This is a genomic window from Enterobacter sp. SLBN-59 (assembly GCF_024807915.1).
GTDB classification, from domain to species: Bacteria; Pseudomonadota; Gammaproteobacteria; order Enterobacterales; family Enterobacteriaceae; genus Enterobacter; species Enterobacter asburiae_B.
The window spans coordinates 3,715,052-3,733,405 of the sequence record NZ_JANUFI010000001.1 but is presented as its reverse complement, the minus strand read 5'-3'; the positions used below and the strand labels follow the sequence as shown (position 1 = coordinate 3,733,405).

The 18,354-nt window shown below is 57.9% G+C and carries 17 protein-coding genes and 1 riboswitch; of the genes, 6 read left to right on the top strand and 11 right to left on the bottom strand.

Features of this window, described 5'->3' with window-relative positions; all coding sequences use genetic code 11:
* The 3 genes from M2422_RS17880 to M2422_RS17870 are packed head-to-tail and all read right to left on the bottom strand — an operon-like array spanning window position 1 to window position 2,830.
* Window positions 1–1,041: an iron ABC transporter permease gene (locus M2422_RS17880; RefSeq protein WP_064673316.1), complete on the bottom strand. Its 1,041-nt coding sequence runs from the start codon at window positions 1,039–1,041 to the stop codon at window positions 1–3.
* Window positions 1,038–2,021, bottom strand: coding sequence for an iron ABC transporter permease (locus tag M2422_RS17875; protein WP_064673317.1), 984 nt, complete (start codon window positions 2,019–2,021; stop codon window positions 1,038–1,040). Before M2422_RS17875 ends, M2422_RS17880 begins: the two co-directional genes overlap by 4 nt.
* Window positions 2,018–2,830, bottom strand: coding sequence for an ABC transporter ATP-binding protein (locus tag M2422_RS17870; protein ID WP_048979118.1), 813 nt, complete (start codon window positions 2,828–2,830; stop codon window positions 2,018–2,020). The genes M2422_RS17875 and M2422_RS17870 overlap by 4 nt, the downstream gene beginning before the upstream one ends.
* A 386-nt stretch (window positions 2,831–3,216) precedes the next feature.
* Here M2422_RS17870 and M2422_RS17865 point away from each other — a divergent pair, with 386 nt between their 5' ends.
* Window positions 3,217–5,358: a TonB-dependent siderophore receptor gene (locus tag M2422_RS17865; protein ID WP_064673318.1), complete on the top strand. Its 2,142-nt coding sequence runs from the start codon at window positions 3,217–3,219 to the stop codon at window positions 5,356–5,358.
* A gap of 83 nt (window positions 5,359–5,441) precedes the next feature.
* Here the strand turns inward: M2422_RS17865 and parE are convergent, their stop codons facing one another.
* From parE to nudF, 5 genes are read right to left on the bottom strand one after another with little or no spacing between them, the layout of a single operon-like run.
* The gene (gene parE, locus M2422_RS17860) at window positions 5,442–7,334 is read right to left on the bottom strand and encodes a DNA topoisomerase IV subunit B (protein ID WP_029740698.1); all 1,893 of its coding nucleotides are present in this window, start codon (window positions 7,332–7,334) and stop codon (window positions 5,442–5,444) included.
* 28 nt (window positions 7,335–7,362) lie between these two features.
* On the bottom strand, window positions 7,363–7,944 hold the full coding sequence (yqiA, locus tag M2422_RS17855; protein ID WP_008502976.1) for an esterase YqiA: 582 nt from the start codon (window positions 7,942–7,944) through the stop codon (window positions 7,363–7,365).
* Window positions 7,944–8,771: a 3',5'-cyclic-AMP phosphodiesterase gene (cpdA, locus tag M2422_RS17850; RefSeq protein WP_024906493.1), complete on the bottom strand. Its 828-nt coding sequence runs from the start codon at window positions 8,769–8,771 to the stop codon at window positions 7,944–7,946. Before cpdA ends, yqiA begins: the two co-directional genes overlap by 1 nt.
* 27 nt (window positions 8,772–8,798) lie before the next feature.
* Window positions 8,799–9,221 carry a DUF1249 family protein gene (locus M2422_RS17845; protein WP_003862516.1) on the bottom strand — a complete coding sequence of 141 codons (423 nt, stop codon included), beginning with the start codon at window positions 9,219–9,221 and terminating at the stop codon, window positions 8,799–8,801.
* The gene (gene nudF / locus M2422_RS17840) at window positions 9,218–9,850 is read right to left on the bottom strand and encodes an ADP-ribose diphosphatase (RefSeq protein ID WP_259141727.1); all 633 of its coding nucleotides are present in this window, start codon (window positions 9,848–9,850) and stop codon (window positions 9,218–9,220) included. The genes M2422_RS17845 and nudF overlap by 4 nt, the downstream gene beginning before the upstream one ends.
* 204 nt (window positions 9,851–10,054) lie before the next feature.
* On the opposite strand from nudF, the gene tolC reads away from it, so the two are divergent.
* From tolC to M2422_RS17825, 3 genes are all read left to right on the top strand, one after another.
* Window positions 10,055–11,533 carry an outer membrane channel protein TolC gene (gene tolC, locus M2422_RS17835; protein ID WP_033146662.1) on the top strand — a complete coding sequence of 493 codons (1,479 nt, stop codon included), beginning with the start codon at window positions 10,055–10,057 and terminating at the stop codon, window positions 11,531–11,533.
* A gap of 192 nt (window positions 11,534–11,725) precedes the next feature.
* Window positions 11,726–12,394 carry a DUF1190 family protein gene (locus M2422_RS17830; protein WP_029740695.1) on the top strand — a complete coding sequence of 223 codons (669 nt, stop codon included), beginning with the start codon at window positions 11,726–11,728 and terminating at the stop codon, window positions 12,392–12,394.
* A gap of 2 nt (window positions 12,395–12,396) precedes the next feature.
* Window positions 12,397–13,557, top strand: coding sequence for a glutathionylspermidine synthase family protein (locus M2422_RS17825; protein WP_064673319.1), 1,161 nt, complete (start codon window positions 12,397–12,399; stop codon window positions 13,555–13,557).
* A 92-nt stretch (window positions 13,558–13,649) separates the two neighbouring features.
* Here the strand turns inward: M2422_RS17825 and ygiD are convergent, their stop codons facing one another.
* Window positions 13,650–14,438 (bottom strand): 4,5-DOPA dioxygenase extradiol, encoded by a 789-nt coding sequence (gene ygiD / locus M2422_RS17820; RefSeq protein WP_064673320.1) that lies wholly within the window; start codon window positions 14,436–14,438, stop codon window positions 13,650–13,652.
* A gap of 196 nt (window positions 14,439–14,634) precedes the next feature.
* Between ygiD and zupT the strand changes: the two genes are divergently transcribed.
* A complete protein-coding gene (zupT, locus tag M2422_RS17815; RefSeq protein ID WP_033146665.1) occupies window positions 14,635–15,408 on the top strand; it encodes a zinc transporter ZupT in 774 nt (257 codons plus the stop codon).
* A 32-nt stretch (window positions 15,409–15,440) separates the two neighbouring features.
* Here zupT and ribB read toward each other — a convergent pair whose 3' ends face one another.
* Window positions 15,441–16,094, bottom strand: a complete 654-nt coding sequence (gene ribB / locus M2422_RS17810; RefSeq protein ID WP_023309208.1) for a 3,4-dihydroxy-2-butanone-4-phosphate synthase — start codon at window positions 16,092–16,094, stop codon at window positions 15,441–15,443.
* Between the two features lie 106 nt (window positions 16,095–16,200).
* A riboswitch (FMN riboswitch) is annotated at window positions 16,201–16,351 on the bottom strand.
* Window positions 16,352–16,470: 119 nt separating this feature from the next.
* Here ribB and ubiK point away from each other — a divergent pair.
* On the top strand, window positions 16,471–16,767 hold the full coding sequence (gene ubiK / locus M2422_RS17805) for a ubiquinone biosynthesis accessory factor UbiK (RefSeq protein ID WP_064673321.1): 297 nt from the start codon (window positions 16,471–16,473) through the stop codon (window positions 16,765–16,767).
* A 117-nt stretch (window positions 16,768–16,884) separates the two neighbouring features.
* On the opposite strand, the gene hldE is transcribed toward ubiK, so the two are convergent.
* Window positions 16,885–18,315 (bottom strand): bifunctional D-glycero-beta-D-manno-heptose-7-phosphate kinase/D-glycero-beta-D-manno-heptose 1-phosphate adenylyltransferase HldE, encoded by a 1,431-nt coding sequence (gene hldE / locus M2422_RS17800; RefSeq protein ID WP_033146667.1) that lies wholly within the window; start codon window positions 18,313–18,315, stop codon window positions 16,885–16,887.
* Window positions 18,316–18,354 lie beyond the last annotated feature (39 nt).

Here is an 18,354-nt window from a genome sequence, read left to right as displayed (position 1 = left end):
CTAAAATCTGTCCCGACGCTGCCAGAGCAGCAGCAGGAAAAACGGTCCGCCAATCAGTGAAATCACAATTCCCGCCGGCAGCTGCAGCGGGAGGAACGCCAGACGTCCGACGTTATCCGCCAGCAGCACCAGCAGCGCGCCCAGCACGGCGCTTCCCGTCAGGAGCGCGGTTTGCCCACCGCGCAGCAGCAGGCGCGCCATATGCGGGGCAATCAGCCCCACGAAACCTATACTGCCTACGCACGAGACGCAGGCCGCCGTCAGCACCACCGGGGCGAGAACCCGCAGCAGCGCCAGCCGGGTTATGCGCACGCCAAGGCCCGCTGCGGCCTGATTGCCGAGCAACGCCACGTCCGCAGCCCGCGCGGTAAACAGCAGCAGCGCAAACGCGGGGGCAGCCCAGAGCGTGGCTAACCCCACCAGCGTCCAGTTTGCCGCATGCAGGCTTCCCGCCAGCCACAGCATCGCCGTCTGCACGTCGCGCACGTCGGCGGTGGTGATAAAGACGCCCATTGCGGCGGCAAACGCCCACGACACGCCGATGCCGATCAGGATAAATCGCGGGCGCGAGATATCGCGCGCCAGGGCGATAACCAGCAGCGCGGTAAGCAGCCCACCGGCCATGCCGACCAGAGGACGCCAGGCCAGGCCCAGCGCCGGGAACTGAAAAATCAGCAGCAGTACCGCCGCGCTACAGCCCTCCTTCACGCCGATAAGCCCGGGATCGGCCAGACCATTGCGGGTGATGGACTGCATTGCCGCCCCCGCCATGCCGAGCATCGCGCCGCACAGCACCGCCATCAGCAGGCGCGGCAGGCGGATATCCATCACGATGTAGCGCGTCTCCGCCGTCAGGCTCTCAGGAGAAAACAGCGCCCGCCCGATGGCAGAGGTGGGAACAGGCAGAGATCCGTGCGTCAGGCCAAAGCCCAGCAGGCTTAACGCCACCAGCGCTAAAAGCGTCAGGCAGGCCAGCGCCCTCGGGCGAACCAGCGCCGATAAACGGCCAATACGGATCGCGCGGAATCCGGCCCGGTTCATTTGAACATCCTCGATGCCATAAAGATGAATACGGGTGCGCCGACCAGGGCCGTCATGATGCCGGTTGCCAGCTCCCAGGGCGTAAACAGCGTGCGGGCGGCGATATCCGCCAGCAGCAGAACCAGCGCGCCACACAGGGCAGACAGCGGCACCATAACGCGTAAATCCACCGACACCAGACGGCGAATGAGCTGCGGCACGACCAGGCCGATAAAGCCAATCGGCCCGGCAATTGAGACGGCCGCGCCGCAGAGCAGCGCGATGGCCAGCAGGGCAAGCAGGCGGGTTTTCAGCAGCGACACGCCAAGCCCCTGCGCCATCCGGTCTCCCAGCGCCAGCATGTTGAGCGAGGGCGACAGCCCGATGGCGAGAACAAAACCGGCTATTGCGGCCCACAGGGCGCTCCGGAGCGTCTGCACGTTGATCCCGGCCAGGTCCCCTGCCAGCCAGGTGCGCATGGCGAGCAGCGTCTGTTCATCGAGGATTAGCACCGCGGCGGTAATCGACGAGGCAAACGCCGACATCGCCACGCCGCACAGCGTGACCTTCATCGGCGTAAGCCCGGTGCGACCGGACGAGGAGAACATCAGCACCAGCAAAAACAGCGCGGCGGCACCGGCGGCGGCAACGAGCGGGCGCCCAAACGGCAGCGACAGCCCAAGCGCGCTGGTAATCACGACCGCCAGCGCGGCCCCGGCGTTGAGCCCCAGAATATGCGGCTCGCCGAGCGGGTTGCGGATCACGGACTGCAGCAGCACGCCCGCCACGCCGAGCGCGGCGCCCGTCACCATCGCGGCGCAGAGGCGCAGCAGTCTTAATTTGATAATGACGTTATGGTCGAAATTGCGCGGATCGAAATGGAAGAATGCCTCCACCACCGTCTGCGGGGCGATGAAGCGTGCGCCGATGCCCAGGTGCATAATCGCGCCCAGCGCCAGCAGCAGTGCGAAGATCGGAAAGGCCAGAGAGGAGCGCATCATGGCTGAACGGTACTCTGGCGAAACGGCATAAAGAACGGCTTGCCGGTCAACGGGTTTATGGACATATGCACGTCGACATCAAACACCGCTTTGATCAGCTCCGGCGTGCAGACATCGCCCTCATGCAATACGCCTTCAACTTTCCCCTGGCGTAAAAAGACCAGCGAATCGCCGTAGTTTACGGCGAAGTTGAGATCGTGCAGCACCACCACGACGGTACGTCCGTGCCGGCGGGTCAGGGTGTGCAGCAGTTCCAGGATCTCCACCTGATAGCGGAGATCGAGAAACGTCGTGGGCTCGTCAAGCAGGATATACGGCGTTTGCTGCGCCAGCGCCATGGCGATCCAGCAGCGCTGACGCTGGCCGCCGGATAAGCTTTCCACCGGCATATGGGCAAACTCCGCCGTGCCGGTCAGGCGCAGGGCCTCTTCCACCGCCAGCTCGTCCTCGTCGCTCCACTGGCGCATAAAGTTCTGCCAGGGAAAACGCCCGCGCGAGACCAGCTCAAAGACGGTCAACCCTTCCGGGAGCAGCGGAGACTGCGGCAGGATACCCAGCTGGCGGGCGACGGCTTTGGTCGGCTGCTCGTGGATCGCCTTGCCGTCGAGAACTGCCGCGCCGCCAAGCGGCTGAAGCAAACGCGCAATGGTGCTCAGCAGCGTGGATTTTCCGCAGCCGTTCGCCCCTACCAGCACGGTCATTTTCTGCTGTGGGATCGCAAGGGAGATATCATCAACGATGATTTTTTTCTGATAGCCCGCAGAGAGGTTCTCCAGAACCAGTCCCGGTTTTTTTGTGTTGTGAGCCACGTGAATGCCAACGTAATAAAAAAGCGCAACAAATATAAATAAAAATCATTCTCTTTTGAGAGTTTGACGCTGTGCCATGTAGTAGTCAAGAGAAGAAACACCCTGATAAAACCAGGGATAAGCCTGAGGGAAAATGAACAAGGAATGACTTTAAAAAGCATTTAATTCAATAAATTAATAATCATCCCGCTGCGCTTATACGCCCGGCTAAATGTTGTAGTCGATTTTTTATTTTTTCCATTTACTACTACATTCGCGCATGATTGAATGATTCTCAATTACATGTCCGATGCCCACCGTGGCTAACGGACAGACCGTAAAGGGCAATGACTCACACATTTTTCCGCGAAACGTCATTCGCGGGATATTTCGGGATAACAGATGTAATGGCTACGTTCACACCTTCACTCTCTGGGGTAAAAGGGCGCGCGCTCTTTTCACTGCTGTTCATGGCGCCGCTGGTGCAGGCAGCAGATAACACTGCGGCTAAAGGCGGCGAAACGCTTACCGTCACCGCCGATCCAAATACGACGGCGGAGGCCACGAATGGCTATCAGCCGTTGAATACCTCCACCGCGACGTTAACCAACATGCCGATGCTGGATATCCCGCAGGTGGTCAATACCGTCAGCGATAAAGTGCTGGAGGATCAGCATGCCACCACGCTGGACGAAGCGCTCTATAACGTCAGCAACGTGGTGCAGACCAACACCCTGGGCGGTACGCAGGATGCCTTCGTGCGCCGCGGATTTGGCGCGAACCGCGACGGCTCGATCATGACCAACGGCCTGCGCACCGTGCTGCCGCGCAGCTTTAATGCCGCAACCGAGCGCGTGGAGGTGCTGAAAGGCCCGGCCTCGACGCTTTACGGCATTCTCGATCCGGGCGGCCTGATCAACGTCATCACCAAACGCCCGGAGAAAACCTTCGGCGGTTCCCTCTCCGCTACCTCTTCCAGCTTTGGCGGCGGCACCGGACAGATCGATGTTACCGGCCCGATTGACGGCACGCGCCTGGCGTATCGCCTGACGGGCGAATATCAGGACGAGGATTACTGGCGTAATTTCGGCAACGAACGCAGCACCTTTATTGCCCCGGCGCTGACCTGGTTCGGCGACGATGCCACCGTGACCGTGCTCTATTCGCATCGCGACTATAAAACGCCGTTCGATCGCGGAACGATCTTCGATCTCAACACCAAAAAGGCCGTCAACGTCGATCGCAAAACCCGCTTCGACGAACCGTTTAACGTGACCGACGGCCAGTCCGATCTCGCTCAGCTCAACGCGGAGTATCGCCTAAACAGCCAGTGGACCGCGAAGTTCGACTACAGCTACAGCCAGGATAAATACAGCGATAACCAGGCCCGCGTGATGGCCTACGATTCAAAAACCGGCAACCTGACCCGCCGCGTGGATGCGACCCAGGGCTCGACCCAGCGTATGCACACGACGCGCGCGGATCTACAGGGAAACGTGGACATCGCGGGCTTTTACAATGAGATCCTGACCGGCGTGTCGTATGAGAATTACGATCTGCTGCGTACGGACATGATCCGCTGTAAGAACGTTAAGGATTTCAATATTTACCACCCGAGCTACGGCAGCCTCGGCAAGTGCACCACCGTCTCGGCATCCGACAGCGATCAAACCATTAAGCAGGAGAGCTACTCCGCCTACGCGCAGGACGCGCTGTATCTGACCGATAAGTGGATCGCCGTCGCCGGAATGCGCTATCAGTATTACACCCAGTACGCGGGCAAAGGCCGTCCGTTTAACGTGAACACCGACAGCCGCGACGACCAGTGGACGCCGAAGCTGGGTCTTGTTTATAAGCTCACCCCGGCGGTCTCGCTGTTTGCCAACTATTCCCAGACGTTTATGCCGCAGTCGTCCATTGCGAGCTACATCGGCGACCTGCCGCCGGAAACATCAAACGCGTATGAAATAGGCGCTAAGTTTGACCTGTTCGACGGCATTACCGCCAATATTGCGCTGTTTGATATCCACAAGCGCAACGTGCTGTACACCGAGAGCGTGGGTGATGAAACCGTCGCCAAAACAGCGGGCCGCGTGCGCTCGCAGGGCGTGGAGGTGGATCTCGCCGGGTCGCTGACCGAGAACACCAACATTATCGCCAGCTACGGCTATACCGACGCGAAGGTGCTGGAAGATCCGGACTATGCGGGCAAACCGCTGCCGAACGTGCCGCGCCATACCGGCTCCCTGTTCCTGACCTACGATATTCACAATGCGTTTGCCGGCAATACCCTGACGCTGGGCGGCGGCGGGCACGGCGTAAGCCGTCGCTCAGCAACCAACGGTGCGGATTATTATCTGCCGGGCTATTTCGTGGCGGACGCGTTTGCGGCGTACAAGATGAAGCTACAGTATCCGGTGACGCTGCAGGTAAACGTGAAAAACCTGTTTGATAAGACCTACTACACGTCGTCCATTGCGACCAACAACCTGGGCAACCAGATTGGCGATCCGCGCGAAGTGCAGTTTACGGTGAAGATGGAGTTTTGATGTAAAAAAGCCCGGTGGCGCTAATGCTTACCGGGCCTACGATCCATTCCCTCTCCCGGCGGGAGAGGGTTAGGGTGAGGGCATCAGGCCTCAATATCCGCCATATCGCCTTTCTCCTGCAGCCAGTTGCGTCGGTCTTCCGAACGTTTCTTGGCAAGGAGCATATCCATCATGGCGTTGGTTTGCTGCTCGTCTTCGTCGCTGATCGTCAGCTGCACCAGACGGCGCGTGTTCGGATCAAGCGTCGTTTCGCGAAGCTGCATCGGGTTCATCTCGCCCAGCCCTTTAAAGCGCTGCACGTTCGGTTTGCCCTTCTTGCGCTTCAGCTGTTCCAGCACGCCCGCTTTCTCTTCTTCCGTCAGCGCGTAGTAAACCTCTTTGCCGAGGTCGATACGGTAGAGCGGCGGCAGCGCCACGTGGACGTGACCGTTTTTCACCAGCGTTTTGAAGTGCTTCACGAACAGCGCGCACAGCAGCGTGGCGATGTGCAGACCATCGGAGTCCGCATCCGCGAGGATACAGATCTTGCCGTAGCGCAGCTGGCTCAGATCGTCGCTGTCCGGATCGATGCCGATCGCCACCGAAATATCGTGCACTTCCTGCGAGGCCAGCACTTCATCAGAAGAGACTTCCCAGGTATTCAGGATCTTACCCTTGAGCGGCATGATCGCCTGATATTCACGATCGCGCGCCTGCTTGGCCGATCCGCCCGCCGAGTCCCCTTCCACGAGGAACAGCTCGGTACGGTTGAGATCCTGCGCGGTACAGTCCGCCAGCTTGCCCGGCAGCGCAGGGCCGCTGGTCAGCTTTTTACGCACCACTTTCTTCGCGGCGCGCAGACGACGCTGGGCGCTGGAAATGGCCATTTCGGCCAGCATCTCTGCCGCCTGAACGTTCTGGTTCAGCCACAGGGTAAACGCATCTTTCACCACGCCGGAAACGAACGCCGCGCACTGGCGTGACGACAGGCGCTCTTTGGTCTGACCGGCAAACTGCGGATCCTGCATCTTCACGGAGAGCACGTAGGCGCAGCGATCCCAGATATCTTCCGCCGACAGCTTCACGCCGCGCGGCAGAATGTTGCGGTATTCGCAGAACTCACGCATCGCGTCCAGCAGCCCCTGGCGCAGGCCGTTGACGTGCGTACCGCCGAGCATGGTTGGGATCAGGTTGACGTAGCTTTCCGTCAGCAGCTCGCCGCCTTCCGGCAGCCACAGCAGCGCCCAGTCCACGGCTTCGGTATCGCCGCTAAAGTTACCGACAAACGGTTTTTCCGGCAGCGTTGGCAGGCCGTTTACCGCTTCGCACAGGTAGTCGTTCAGACCGTCGGCGTAGCACCAGGTTTGTGCGGTATTGTTAACGTGATCGGTAAAGGTAATTTCCACGCCGGGGCACAGCACCGCTTTGGCTTTCAGCAGGTGCGTCAGGCGAGAAACGGAAAAACGCGGGCTGTCGAAGAAGCTTTCGTCAGGCCAGAAGTGGACGCTGGTGCCGGTGTTGCGTTTGCCGCACGTGCCGACAACCTGCAGATCCTGCACCTTATCGCCGTTTTCAAACGCGATGTTATAGACCTGGCCGTCGCGGCGGACGTTCACTTCCACGCGTTTGGATAGGGCGTTCACCACGGAAATGCCCACGCCGTGCAGACCACCGGAGAACTGGTAGTTCTTGTTGGAGAACTTACCGCCCGCGTGCAGACGACAGAGGATCAGCTCAACGGCAGGCACGCCCTCTTCCGGATGGATATCCACCGGCATGCCGCGCCCGTCGTCGATGACTTCCAGCGACTGATCGGCGTGCAGAATGACGTCAACGCGTTTGGCATGGCCCGCCAGCGCTTCGTCCACACTGTTATCAATAACTTCCTGGCCCAGATGGTTTGGGCGCGTCGTATCGGTGTACATCCCCGGGCGGCGGCGAACCGGCTCAAGCCCGGTGAGGACCTCAATGGCATCAGCGTTATAGGTTTGCGTCATGATTTAAACTAGCAATTCGCATTGATTGTCAGTGGCTGTGCAGTCCAAGAAAATCGACAATCTGGGTGAAATGATTCTCAAAGCCCGTGAAAGCATGGTTTCCGCCCTCTTCTATAGTCTGGCGACAGGAGGCGTAATACGCCACTGCCTGGCGGTAATCCAGCACTTCATCACCCGTCTGTTGCAGCAGCCAGATGAGATCCGGTGCCTCAAGCGGGTCGACCTGCATAACTTTGAGATCGTAAATATGGCGTGACTCTAGCACATATTGCTGCCCGGTGTAGGGGTTCTCGTTTTCGCCAAGAAAGTCCCTCAGCAGCTCAAATGGCCGTACCGCCGGATTAACCACAACGGCGGGCAGCATGAAGCATTGTGAGAGCCAGGTGGCGTAGTACCCGCCCAGCGATGAACCGACCACACCGAAGGTTTCGCCGCCGTGCGCAAGCACAATAGATTCCAGCATCTCCGCGGCCTCTGCCGGGTAAGGCGGCAGCTGCGGGATAATCATCTCAACGTCGGGGTGATGCTCGCTCAGCCACTGGCGAAACTGTGTCGCTTTTGCGGAGCGCGGCGAGCTGTTGAATCCGTGCAGATAAAGGAGCGTAGACATCAATAGCCTTCTGAAGCGGTATCCGGGCGGAATTTTGCACCGGTCAAACGGCAGACTTCCGTGGTCAGCGTGCCGTCGGCATGCAGTTCCAGCCAGCGCCAGCCTGGCGCGATGGTGTCAAGCGTAAAGTTGGCGCAGTGCGGCTTAAACTGAACGCAGGTCGATGGCGTCGCCAGCATGCGGCGTCCGTTCCAGTCGAGATCCTGTTCCTGATGAATATGTCCACACAGCAGATTTTTCACCCGCGGGAACTTCGCCAGCACGCGATCCAGCGCCGCGGAGTTGCGCAGGCTGTGCTGATCGAGCCAGCTGCAGCCCGCCGGCAGAGGATGATGATGAAGCAACAGCAGCGTGTGACGTTCAGGTTCAGCAGCCAGTTTGGTCTCAAGCCAGTCGAGCTGAAACTCGCTTAACTCACCGTGCGGGACGCCAAACACCTGGCTATCAAGCAGCAGGATCTGCCACTGTTCACCCGCAAAAACACATTTCGCCGGAGAAATTCCCGCATCCTGAAGAGAGCTGTACATGGCGGGCTGGAAGTCATGGTTTCCTGGCAGCCAGACGCAAGGCACGCTAAAGCTCGCGATGCCTTCAGCAAAATGCTGGTAGGCCGCGGAGGACTGATCCTGCGCCAGATCGCCCGTTGCGACAATCAGATCGCATGCACGGTTTTCAGCGTGAATGGCGCTAAGTACCGCCTGATAACTCTCCCAGGTGTTGACCCCCAGTAGCGTTTCATGCTTTTCGGCAAAAAGGTGGGTATCGGTGATTTGTAATATCCTGACTGGCGCCCCACCAGCAACAGTCAGGTTCAACAGGCTTTCCAAATGGTGTCCTTAGGTAGGTTTATGACGCTAACAAACCGGAATCGCCATTGCTCCATGTGCTAAACAATATCTTAGCCAGTCGGCTAAAAACTGGTTAATTTGATGCTTTTCGTCGCGTTGATGCAACTTTTTATTCGGGTAATCATACCGCGCCTTGAAGCGAAAGATCTGCTGGCTTGAACACACTTCAGCGACCATCGCGTCGTGATAGAGGCGCACCGTCATCGACGGCAGGCTCCAGTAGCTAATGCTGGGTGCCGTTTGCTCAATCTCCACCAGCGTAGTGTAGCGCGTTGATTCTGTTATCGTTAACCGATACTGCGCGTTGCTCACCTGATAGCTTACCGTTTCGCCGGGTGCGTCGTTTCGCGGCAGCAGGCGGCGCAATTGTGCGAAATTGGTTTCGCACAGGCGCATCATTTCTGGGAAGTCAGGTGTATAGCGCTTCATTTTTTCCACTCGTTTCGTAATGTCTGATAATGCAGCTGCAGCCATTGCAGGGCGATGACAGACGCTGCGTTGTCGATTTTCCCCTCTTCTACCCACTGATAAGCCTGTTCCCGGCTCACCACATGAACCCGAATATCTTCGTTTTCATCTGCCAGACCGTGGATCCCTTCCGCCGTCGTGGCGTCCACTTCGCCCACCATTATGGACAAGCGCTCGCTGGTACCGCCCGGGCTTGCCAGATAGCTCAGCACCGGTTTTGTACGGCCCACCACCAGTCCGGCCTCTTCCAGCGCCTCGCGACGGGCGACGTCTTCAACAGACTCACCTTCTTCGATCATCCCGGCCACCATCTCCAGCAGCCACGGGCTCTCACTGACGTCATAAGCGGCGATGCGGATCTGCTCCACCAGCACAACTTCGTCACGCACTGGGTCAAAGGGTAGCAAGACTGCCGCATGCCCGCGCTCAAAAATTTCGCGTCTGATTTCGCCGCTCATTTCCCCGTTAAACAGGCGATGCCTGAAACGGTAAAGATCCATTGAAAAATAACCGCTATAAAGCGTTTCTCGTGCAATAATTTCTACATCGTTTTTGGCGAATGTCACGGGCAACTTTTCTGGTTTTTGCATGAGTCGAGTCCTGGTAGCAATGGTGATGAAATTGTGAATTTCAAGGCTGTTTGGCTGCCGTTTGTAAGGCTATATGGTAGATTGGTGCAAATTACCGCCAGATGGCACGTTACGCCAACCTTTTGGTATGGAAGATTCTGTTAGAATCGGCAATTATTTTTTAATTAGATCAGCGCTAATACTGCTTCACAACAAGGAATGCAAATGAAGAAATTGCTCCCCATCCTTATCGGCCTGAGCCTGACGGGCTTCAGTGCAATGAGCCAGGCGGAAAACCTGTTACAGGTCTACCAGCAGGCACGTCTGGGCAACCCTGATTTACGTAAATCAGCGGCCGATCGTGATGCTGCGTTTGAAAAGATTAACGAAGCGCGTAGCCCCCTGCTGCCACAGTTAGGTTTAGGTGCAGATTATACCTACAGCAACGGTTTCCGCGACGCTAACGGCGTAAACTCCAATGCTACCAGCGCCTCACTGCAATTGACACAGACGCTGTTTGATATGTCCAAATGGCGCGCCCTGACCCTGCAGGAAAAGAGTGCGGGTATTCAGGATGTGACCTATCAGACCGACCAGCAGACGCTGATCCTGAACACCGCCACGGCGTACTTCAACGTGCTGAGCGCGATTGACGCACTCTCCTACACCGAAGCGCAGAAACAGGCGATTTACCGCCAGTTAGATCAAACCACCCAGCGTTTCAACGTGGGCCTGGTCGCGATCACCGACGTGCAGAACGCCCGTTCACAGTACGACACCGTGCTGGCTAACGAAGTGACCGCGCGTAACAACCTCGACAACGCGCTGGAATCCCTGCGTCAGGTCACCGGGAATTACTATCCTGAGCTGGCGTCGCTGAACGTGGACAGCTTTAAAACGGATAAACCGCAGGCCGTTAACGCCCTGCTGAAAGAGGCGGAAAACCGCAACCTGAGTTTGCTGCAGGCGCGTCTGAGCCAGGACCTGGCCCGCGAGCAAATTCGTCAGGCGCAGGACGGCCATCTGCCAACCCTGAGCCTGAGCGCGTCTACCGGTGTCTCTGATACGTCCTATAGCGGCTCTAAAACCAATACGTCCCAGTATGACGACAGCAATATGGGTCAGAATAAAGTGGGTCTGAGCTTCTCCCTGCCGCTGTATCAGGGCGGTCAGGTCAACTCTCAGGTGAAACAGGCGCAGTACAACTTTGTTGGCGCGAGCGAGCAGCTGGAAAGCGCCCACCGCAACGTGGTGCAGACCGTGCGTTCCTCCTTCAACAACGTGAACGCCTCAATCAGCAGCATCAACGCCTATAAACAGGCCGTTGTGTCTGCACAGAGCTCCCTGGATGCGATGGAAGCGGGCTACTCGGTCGGTACACGTACTATCGTTGACGTGCTCGACGCGACCACCACGCTGTACAACGCGAAACAGCAGCTCTCCAGCGCGCGCTACCAGTACCTGATTAACCAGCTGAACATCAAACAGGCTCTGGGTACGCTGAACGAGCAAGACCTGCAGATGCTGAACAGCGCGCTGGGCAAACCGGTCTCCACCTCTCCGGACAGCGTTGCGCCGGAGAACCCGGAGCAGGTTGCCGCGGTTGATAACTTCAACGCTAACAGCAGCACCCCTGCGGCACAGCCGGCCGCTGCGCGTACCACTACATCCGCCAGCAAAGGCAATAATCCGTTCCGTAACTAAGAGTGTTATCAGGCCCACTGCGGCCTGATGCCCTCCACCCCACCCCTCTCCCACAGGGAGAGGGGCGCATCTGAATCACATCCGAACGTAAGCCAACGTAAAGATCCCCCTGATTCCGCCCCTCTTCGCTTCATTTTCAACCACTCATCCTCTATCCTGAGCGTTATTACCACTGGGTCCTGGAAGACAAACATGAAACGGACAAAATCCATAAATCACGCTTCGTTCCGCAAGAGCTGGAACGCGCGTCACCTCACCCCTGTTGCGCTGGCGGTCACGGCTGTCTTTATGCTGGCAGGCTGTGAGAAAAATGACGAAACGGTTTCGCTGTATCAAAACGCAGACGACTGCTCTGCCGCAACCGGCAAAGCCGCCGAATGTAAAACGGCTTACACCAGCGCGCTGAAAGAAGCGGAACGTACTGCACCGAAATATGCCTCACGCGAAGACTGCGTGGCGGAGTTTGGTGAAGGTCAGTGCCAGCAGGCACCGGCTCAGGCAGGCACCGCACCTGAAAATCAGGCGCAGGCGCAGTCCAGCGGCAGCTTCTGGATGCCGCTGATGGCAGGCTACATGATGGGTCGCCTGATGGGCGGCGGTGCGGGCTACCAGCAGCAGCCGCTGTTTAGCTCGAAAAACCCGGCCAGCCCGGCTTACGGTCAATATACCGATGCCAGCGGCAAAGGCTACGGCGCAGCGACCCCAGGCCGCACCGTGAACGTTCCGAAAACGGCGATGGCGCCGAAGCCTGCGACCACCAGCACCATCACCCGCGGCGGGTTTGGTGAATCTGTGGCGAAGCAGACCAGCATGCAGCGCAGTGCGACAGGCACCTCCTCTACTCGCTCAATGGGCGGCTGATCATGGAACGAGTCAGTATCACCGAGCGCCCGGACTGGCGCGAAAAAGCCACCGAGTACGGTTTTAACTTCCACACCATGTACGGCGAGCCGTACTGGTGTGAAGACGCCTATTACAAGCTCACGCTGGCTCAGGTGGAAAAACTGGAAGAGGTGACGGCCGAGTTGCACCAGATGTGCCTGAAGGTCGTGGAAAAGGTCATCGACAGCGACGAGCTGATGGCAAAGTTCCGCATTCCGAAGCACACATGGGGCTTTGTGCGCCAGTCGTGGAAAACGAATCAGCCTTCGCTTTACTCTCGCATGGATCTGGCGTGGGACGGCAAAGGTGAACCGAAGCTTCTGGAAAACAACGCCGATACGCCAACCTCTCTGTATGAAGCGGCGTTCTTCCAGTGGATCTGGCTGGAAGACCAAGCCAATGCCGGAAACCTGCCGGAAGGCAGCGACCAGTTTAACAGCCTGCAGGAAAAGCTGATTGAGCGTTTTGCCGAGCTGCGTGAACAGCATGGCTTTAACCTGCTCCATCTCGCCTGCTGCCGCGACACGGAAGAAGACCGTGGCACGGTTCAATATCTGCAGGACTGCGCCGCCGAAGCGGAAGTGGCGACCGAGTTCCTCTATATCGAGGATATCGGCTTGGGTGAAAAAGGTCAGTTTACGGATATGCAGGACCAGGTGATAAGCAACCTGTTCAAGCTCTACCCGTGGGAATACATGCTGCGCGAGATGTTCTCCACCAAGCTGGAAGATGCTGGCGTACGCTGGCTGGAGCCGGCCTGGAAGAGCATCATCTCTAACAAAGCCCTGCTGCCGATGCTCTGGGAGATGTTCCCGAACCACCCGAACCTGCTGCCAGCCTATTTTGCGGAAGATGATTACCCGCAAATGGAAAAATACGTTGTTAAGCCGATCTTCTCCCGCGAAGGCGCAAACGTCTCGATTATCGAAAACGGCAAGACGCTGGAAGCGGTTGAAGGGCCATACGGCGAAGAAGGGATGATCGTCCAGGAGTTCTATCAGCTGCCGAAATTTGGCGACAGCTATACCCTGATTGGCAGCTGGCTCATCAACGATCTGCCGGCCGGGATTGGCATTCGCGAAGATCGCGCGCTGATCACGCAGGATCTGTCACGGTTTTATCCGCACATTTTTGTCGAATAGGCCGCAACCTGATGCCCTCACCCCGCCCCTCTCCCACAGGGAGAGGGTGCAAACACTAAAAACGGCAACCTGAGGTTGCCGTTTTGCTTTTATTATCCCACCTGCACCGACAGCATACTCAGACTCCCCATCTCGATACCGTCGACCGGGATCGTCACCGGCTCCTGACCATCCCACGCGCCAAGCACGTACAGCAACGGCAGGAAGTGCTCCGGCGTCGGATTAGAGAGCGAACCGCCATCATGATCCAGATAGTTCACCAGCGGATGCTCCTCAGCCGGGCCTTGCCAGGTCAGGTTCGCTTTAACGTAGTCGTTAAAAGAGGTTGCCCACGGGTACGGCGTGTTCTCACCGTGCCAGCGTGCGGTACGCAGGTTATGCACCACGTTGCCGCTCGCCACCAGCATGATGCCTTCATCACGCAGGGTTGCCAGCTTGCGCCCCACCTCCAGATGCCAGGCCGCCGGTTTAGTGCTGTCGATGCTCAACTGCACCATCGGGATATCCGCGTCAGGATACATTTTAATCAGCACGCCCCAGGAGCCATGGTCAAAGCCCCAGGCTTCTTTATCCAGCGTCACAGGGACAGGTGCCAGCAACTCTACCAGCTTTTGCGCCAGCTCAGGCGACCCGGGGGCCGGATAATGCGTGTCGTACAGCGCCTGCGGGAAGCCGCCAAAATCATGAATGGTTTTTGGCGCTTCCATGGCGGTCACGCCGGTCCCACGGGTAAACCAGTGTGCAGACACCACCACGATCGCTTTCGGACGCGGCAACGTCTCGCCAAGATGACGCCAGGCGCGGGTATAGACGTTGTCTTCCAGAACGTTCATAGGGCTACCGTGGCCTAAAAACAGGGCTGGCATACGGGAAGAAGTCATGGTGATATCCTTACAGAAGGTGTCAATTTAATGGTGCTACATTACGCGCAATCCGGCAAAGATGAACGCAGATAAGCGTGAAGATCATCATCAGGAAATTTGAATGTAAGGAATGTGTAAAGCCGGGTTTTCACCCTCGCTTTGCCAGAAATGAATCATTTATATTAATGAGAATGATTATCATAAGGAGCAATGCATGTCAGTCCCCTTGATCCTGACCATACTGGCGGGCGCCGCGACCTTTATCGGTGCGCTCCTCGGCGTGCTCGGCCAAAAGCCCTCTAACCGCGTACTGGCCTTTTCACTGGGCTTTGCTGCCGGGATCATGCTGCTCATCTCCCTGATGGAGATGCTGCCTGCCGCGTTGGGCACAGAAGGCATGTCTCCGCTGCTGGGCTACGGCATGTTTGTCTTTGGCCTGCTGGGATACTTTGCCCTCGATCGGATGCTACCGCACGCGCATCCTCAGGATTTAATGCAGAAAAACGTGACGCCCATGCCGCGCAATATCAAGCGTACCGCCGTGCTGTTAACGCTTGGCATCAGCCTGCACAACTTCCCGGAAGGGGTCGCTACCTACGTGACGGCCAGCAGCAATCTTGAGATGGGCTTTGGCATCGCGCTGGCGGTCGCCTTACACAATATTCCTGAAGGACTGGCCGTCGCCGGCCCCGTGTATGCCGCAACGGGATCGAAACGCACCGCGGTGTTCTGGGCGGGGATTTCCGGGATGGCCGAAATCCTTGGCGGCGTACTGGCCTGGCTGATCCTCGGTAGTCTGGTCTCTCCGGTAGTGATGGCGGCGATTATGGCCGCGGTAGCCGGGATCATGGTTGCGCTTTCGGTGGATGAACTGATGCCGCTGGCGAAGGAGATCGATCCTAACAACAACCCCAGCTATGGCGTGCTGTGCGGAATGTCGGTAATGGGATTAAGTCTGGTTCTCCTGCAGACCGCAGGAATCGGGTAAAAAAACGCCGGGATATCCCGGCGTTTTTATTTTCAGCTGGCTTTGCGCTCGTGCGCCTGGCGATACTCAACCAGATCTTCAATCGTGACCACCGGCATGTTGTGCAGGCGGGCAAAGGTAATGCATTCCGGCGCGCGCGCCATGGTGCCGTCATCGTTGGTCAGTTCGCACAGCACGCCAGCAGGTTTGAAGCCAGCCAGCGTCACCAGGTCGATCGTCGCTTCGGTGTGACCACCGCGGGTCAACACGCCGCCCGCCTGCGCACGCAGTGGGAAGACGTGGCCTGGACGGTGCAGATCGGATGGCTTCGCACCATCAGCAATCGCTGCACGTACGGTGGTCAGACGGTCAGCCGCAGACACACCTGTGGTCACGCCATGCGCCGCTTCAATGGTCACGGTAAAACCGGTACCAAAGGCGCTGGTGTTGTTTTCGACCATCATCGGCAGATCGAGCTGCTTACGACGATCTTCATTAATACACAGGCATACGATGCCGCTGCCGTGACGGATGGTCAGCGCCATCTGTTCAACGGTCATGTTTTCGGCGGCGAAAATCATGTCGCCTTCGTTTTCACGGTTTTCATCGTCAAGCACCATCACACCGCGGCCTTCGCGCAGTGCATCCAGTGCATGTTCAACACGTTGAGTTGAAGTGCCAAAAGAGGAAAGTAGCGTCTGATTCATGGTAAAAAAACCTCATTAACATTATGGTTACCAGAATCAGGGCAGTCTTAGGAGCGCCGTATAAGCGGCAAAAAGATAACGTGAGCGGGCCCATGCCCGACTTGATCGTTACTCTCTCCCATCCGGACTCTAACCGTCGGCCCCGGAATTACACCGGATCTGCTGACCTTTGAGTATTCACCCAAAGCGCTCGCGGGCTTTCAGCGTCACGCTGATTTACCGCCGGTGGGGAATTTCGCCCCGCCCTGAGAATAAGCGAGATAACTATAACGCTATTGATTATCCTGGGCAATGCATAAGCATCAAACAATTTTGTTTACCCCGGGCATGACGCGCTACAATGGACACTAACACTTTTCCATCAAGGGAAACGCCAATGATTGACCCGAAAAAAATTGAGCAGATCGCGCGTCAGGTTCATGAATCTATGCCAAAAGGCATTCGTGAATTTGGTGATGACGTAGAAAAGAAAATCCGCCAGACCCTGCAGGCGCAGTTGGTTCGCCTTGATTTAGTCAGCCGCGAAGAGTTTGACGTGCAGACCCAGGTTCTGCTGCGCACCCGCGAGAAGCTGGCGCTGCTGGAACAGCGTCTGAGCGAGCTGGAAAACCGCCATGCGCCGGAAGAAGTGAAGCCGGCACCGGCCATTCCACCGGTGGATGACCAGGAGTAAGTGCGGCCTGTTGTGCCCGGTGGCAGCTACGCCTTACCGGGCCTACATGAACGCGTAGGTCGGGTAAGGCGCAGCCGCCACCCGACATAAAAAAACGGGCCAGCTGGCCCGTTTTTTTTACTGACTGTCTTTCTGGATCTTCTTGATGATGTTGGTGGTTGAGCACCCGTCCTCAAAGTTGAGCACCATCACCTCGCCGCCGTTGGCCCAGACCTCTTCGCTACCCGCGATTTGCTCCGGCTTGTAATCCCCACCTTTTACCAGCAGGTCCGGCAGAATACCGGCTATCAGGCGCTGCGGGGTATCTTCTTCAAACGACACCACCCAGTCCACCGCTTCCAGCGCGCCGAGCACAATCATACGCTGCTCGAGCGGGTTCACCGGACGCGTTTCGCCCTTCAGGCGTTTCGTCGATGCATCGCTGTTAACCGCCACAATCAGGCGATCGCCCAGCTTGCGCGCGTTCGCCAGATACGAAACGTGGCCCGCGTGCAGAATGTCGAACACGCCGTTGGTCATCACCACTTTTTCACCACGCTTGCGCGCGGCGGCGACGGCCACCTTCAGCTCGTCTTCGGTCATGACGCCAAAACCGGTATCCGCACGACCGCGCACCGCGTTTTCCAGCTCGATTGGCGAAACGGTTGAGGTACCAAGTTTACCGACGACCACGCCCGCCGCGGCGTTAGCGAAGTAGCACGCCTCTTCCAGCGAGTTTCCTGCTGCCAGCGTCGCCGCCAGCACGCCGATCACCGTATCACCGGCACCGGTCACGTCGTACACTTCCTGCGCCTGGGTTGGCATATGCAGCGGCGCTTTGCCCGGCTGCAGCAGCGTCATCCCCTGCTCGGAGCGGGTCACCAGCAGCGCGGACAGCTCGAAATCGGCAATGATCTTCATGCCGCGCTCAACCAGTTCGTCCTCGGTTTTGCATTTGCCCGCCACCGCTTCAAACTCGGAGAGGTTTGGCGTCAGCAGCGTCGCGCCGCGATAGCGCTCAAAATCGGTCCCTTTCGGGTCGATCAGCACCGGCACGCTGGCTTTACGCGCCAGCTGAATCATCGTTTGCACGCTCGCCAGCGCGCCTTTGGCGTAGTCGGACAGCACCAGCGCGCCAATATTGCCCAGCGCCTGGTTGATACGCTCGTGCAGCGGCTCAGGATCAACGCCTTCGAACCCTTCTTCAAAGTCGAGGCGGATCAGCTGCTGGTTGCGCGACAGCACGCGCAGTTTCGTAATCGTTGGGTGGGTCGGAACAGAAACGAAGTCGCACTTCACGTTCACGTCCGCCAGCGACTTGCTCAGCGCGCGCGCCGCATCGTCGATGCCGGTCAGGCCCACCAGACGCGACTGCGCGCCCAGAGAGGCAATGTTCATCGCCACGTTTGCCGCGCCGCCGGGACGCTCTTCAATGGTGTCGACCTTAACCACCGGTACCGGTGCTTCCGGAGAGATGCGGCTTGTAGGCCCATACCAGTAGCGATCCAGCATCACATCCCCAACAACCATTACCCCAGCACGTTCAAACTCTGGCAGTGTTACTTTCATTCCTGACTCCAGAAAGATTCACAATTTGCGCGCGATAAT

What these genes read in the sequence shown, in the direction of transcription:
- M2422_RS17880 (WP_064673316.1), bottom strand. Translation starts at nt 1,041, where the DNA reads ATGAACCGGGCCGGATTCCGCGCGATCCGTATTGGCCGTTTATCGGCG.
- parE (WP_029740698.1), bottom strand. Translation starts at nt 7,334, where the DNA reads ATGACGCAAACCTATAACGCTGATGCCATTGAGGTCCTCACCGGGCTT.
- M2422_RS17875 (WP_064673317.1), bottom strand. Translation starts at nt 2,021, where the DNA reads ATGATGCGCTCCTCTCTGGCCTTTCCGATCTTCGCACTGCTGCTGGCG.
- nudF (WP_259141727.1), bottom strand. Translation starts at nt 9,850, where the DNA reads ATGCAAAAACCAGAAAAGTTGCCCGTGACATTCGCCAAAAACGATGTA.
- ubiK (WP_064673321.1), top strand. Translation starts at nt 16,471, where the DNA reads ATGATTGACCCGAAAAAAATTGAGCAGATCGCGCGTCAGGTTCATGAA.
- M2422_RS17845 (WP_003862516.1), bottom strand. Translation starts at nt 9,221, where the DNA reads ATGAAGCGCTATACACCTGACTTCCCAGAAATGATGCGCCTGTGCGAA.
- ygiD (WP_064673320.1), bottom strand. Translation starts at nt 14,438, where the DNA reads ATGACTTCTTCCCGTATGCCAGCCCTGTTTTTAGGCCACGGTAGCCCT.
- ribB (WP_023309208.1), bottom strand. Translation starts at nt 16,094, where the DNA reads ATGAATCAGACGCTACTTTCCTCTTTTGGCACTTCAACTCAACGTGTT.
- M2422_RS17830 (WP_029740695.1), top strand. Translation starts at nt 11,726, where the DNA reads ATGAAACGGACAAAATCCATAAATCACGCTTCGTTCCGCAAGAGCTGG.
- hldE (WP_033146667.1), bottom strand. Translation starts at nt 18,315, where the DNA reads ATGAAAGTAACACTGCCAGAGTTTGAACGTGCTGGGGTAATGGTTGTT.
- M2422_RS17825 (WP_064673319.1), top strand. Translation starts at nt 12,397, where the DNA reads ATGGAACGAGTCAGTATCACCGAGCGCCCGGACTGGCGCGAAAAAGCC.
- M2422_RS17865 (WP_064673318.1), top strand. Translation starts at nt 3,217, where the DNA reads ATGGCTACGTTCACACCTTCACTCTCTGGGGTAAAAGGGCGCGCGCTC.
- yqiA (WP_008502976.1), bottom strand. Translation starts at nt 7,944, where the DNA reads ATGTCTACGCTCCTTTATCTGCACGGATTCAACAGCTCGCCGCGCTCC.
- tolC (WP_033146662.1), top strand. Translation starts at nt 10,055, where the DNA reads ATGAAGAAATTGCTCCCCATCCTTATCGGCCTGAGCCTGACGGGCTTC.
- zupT (WP_033146665.1), top strand. Translation starts at nt 14,635, where the DNA reads ATGTCAGTCCCCTTGATCCTGACCATACTGGCGGGCGCCGCGACCTTT.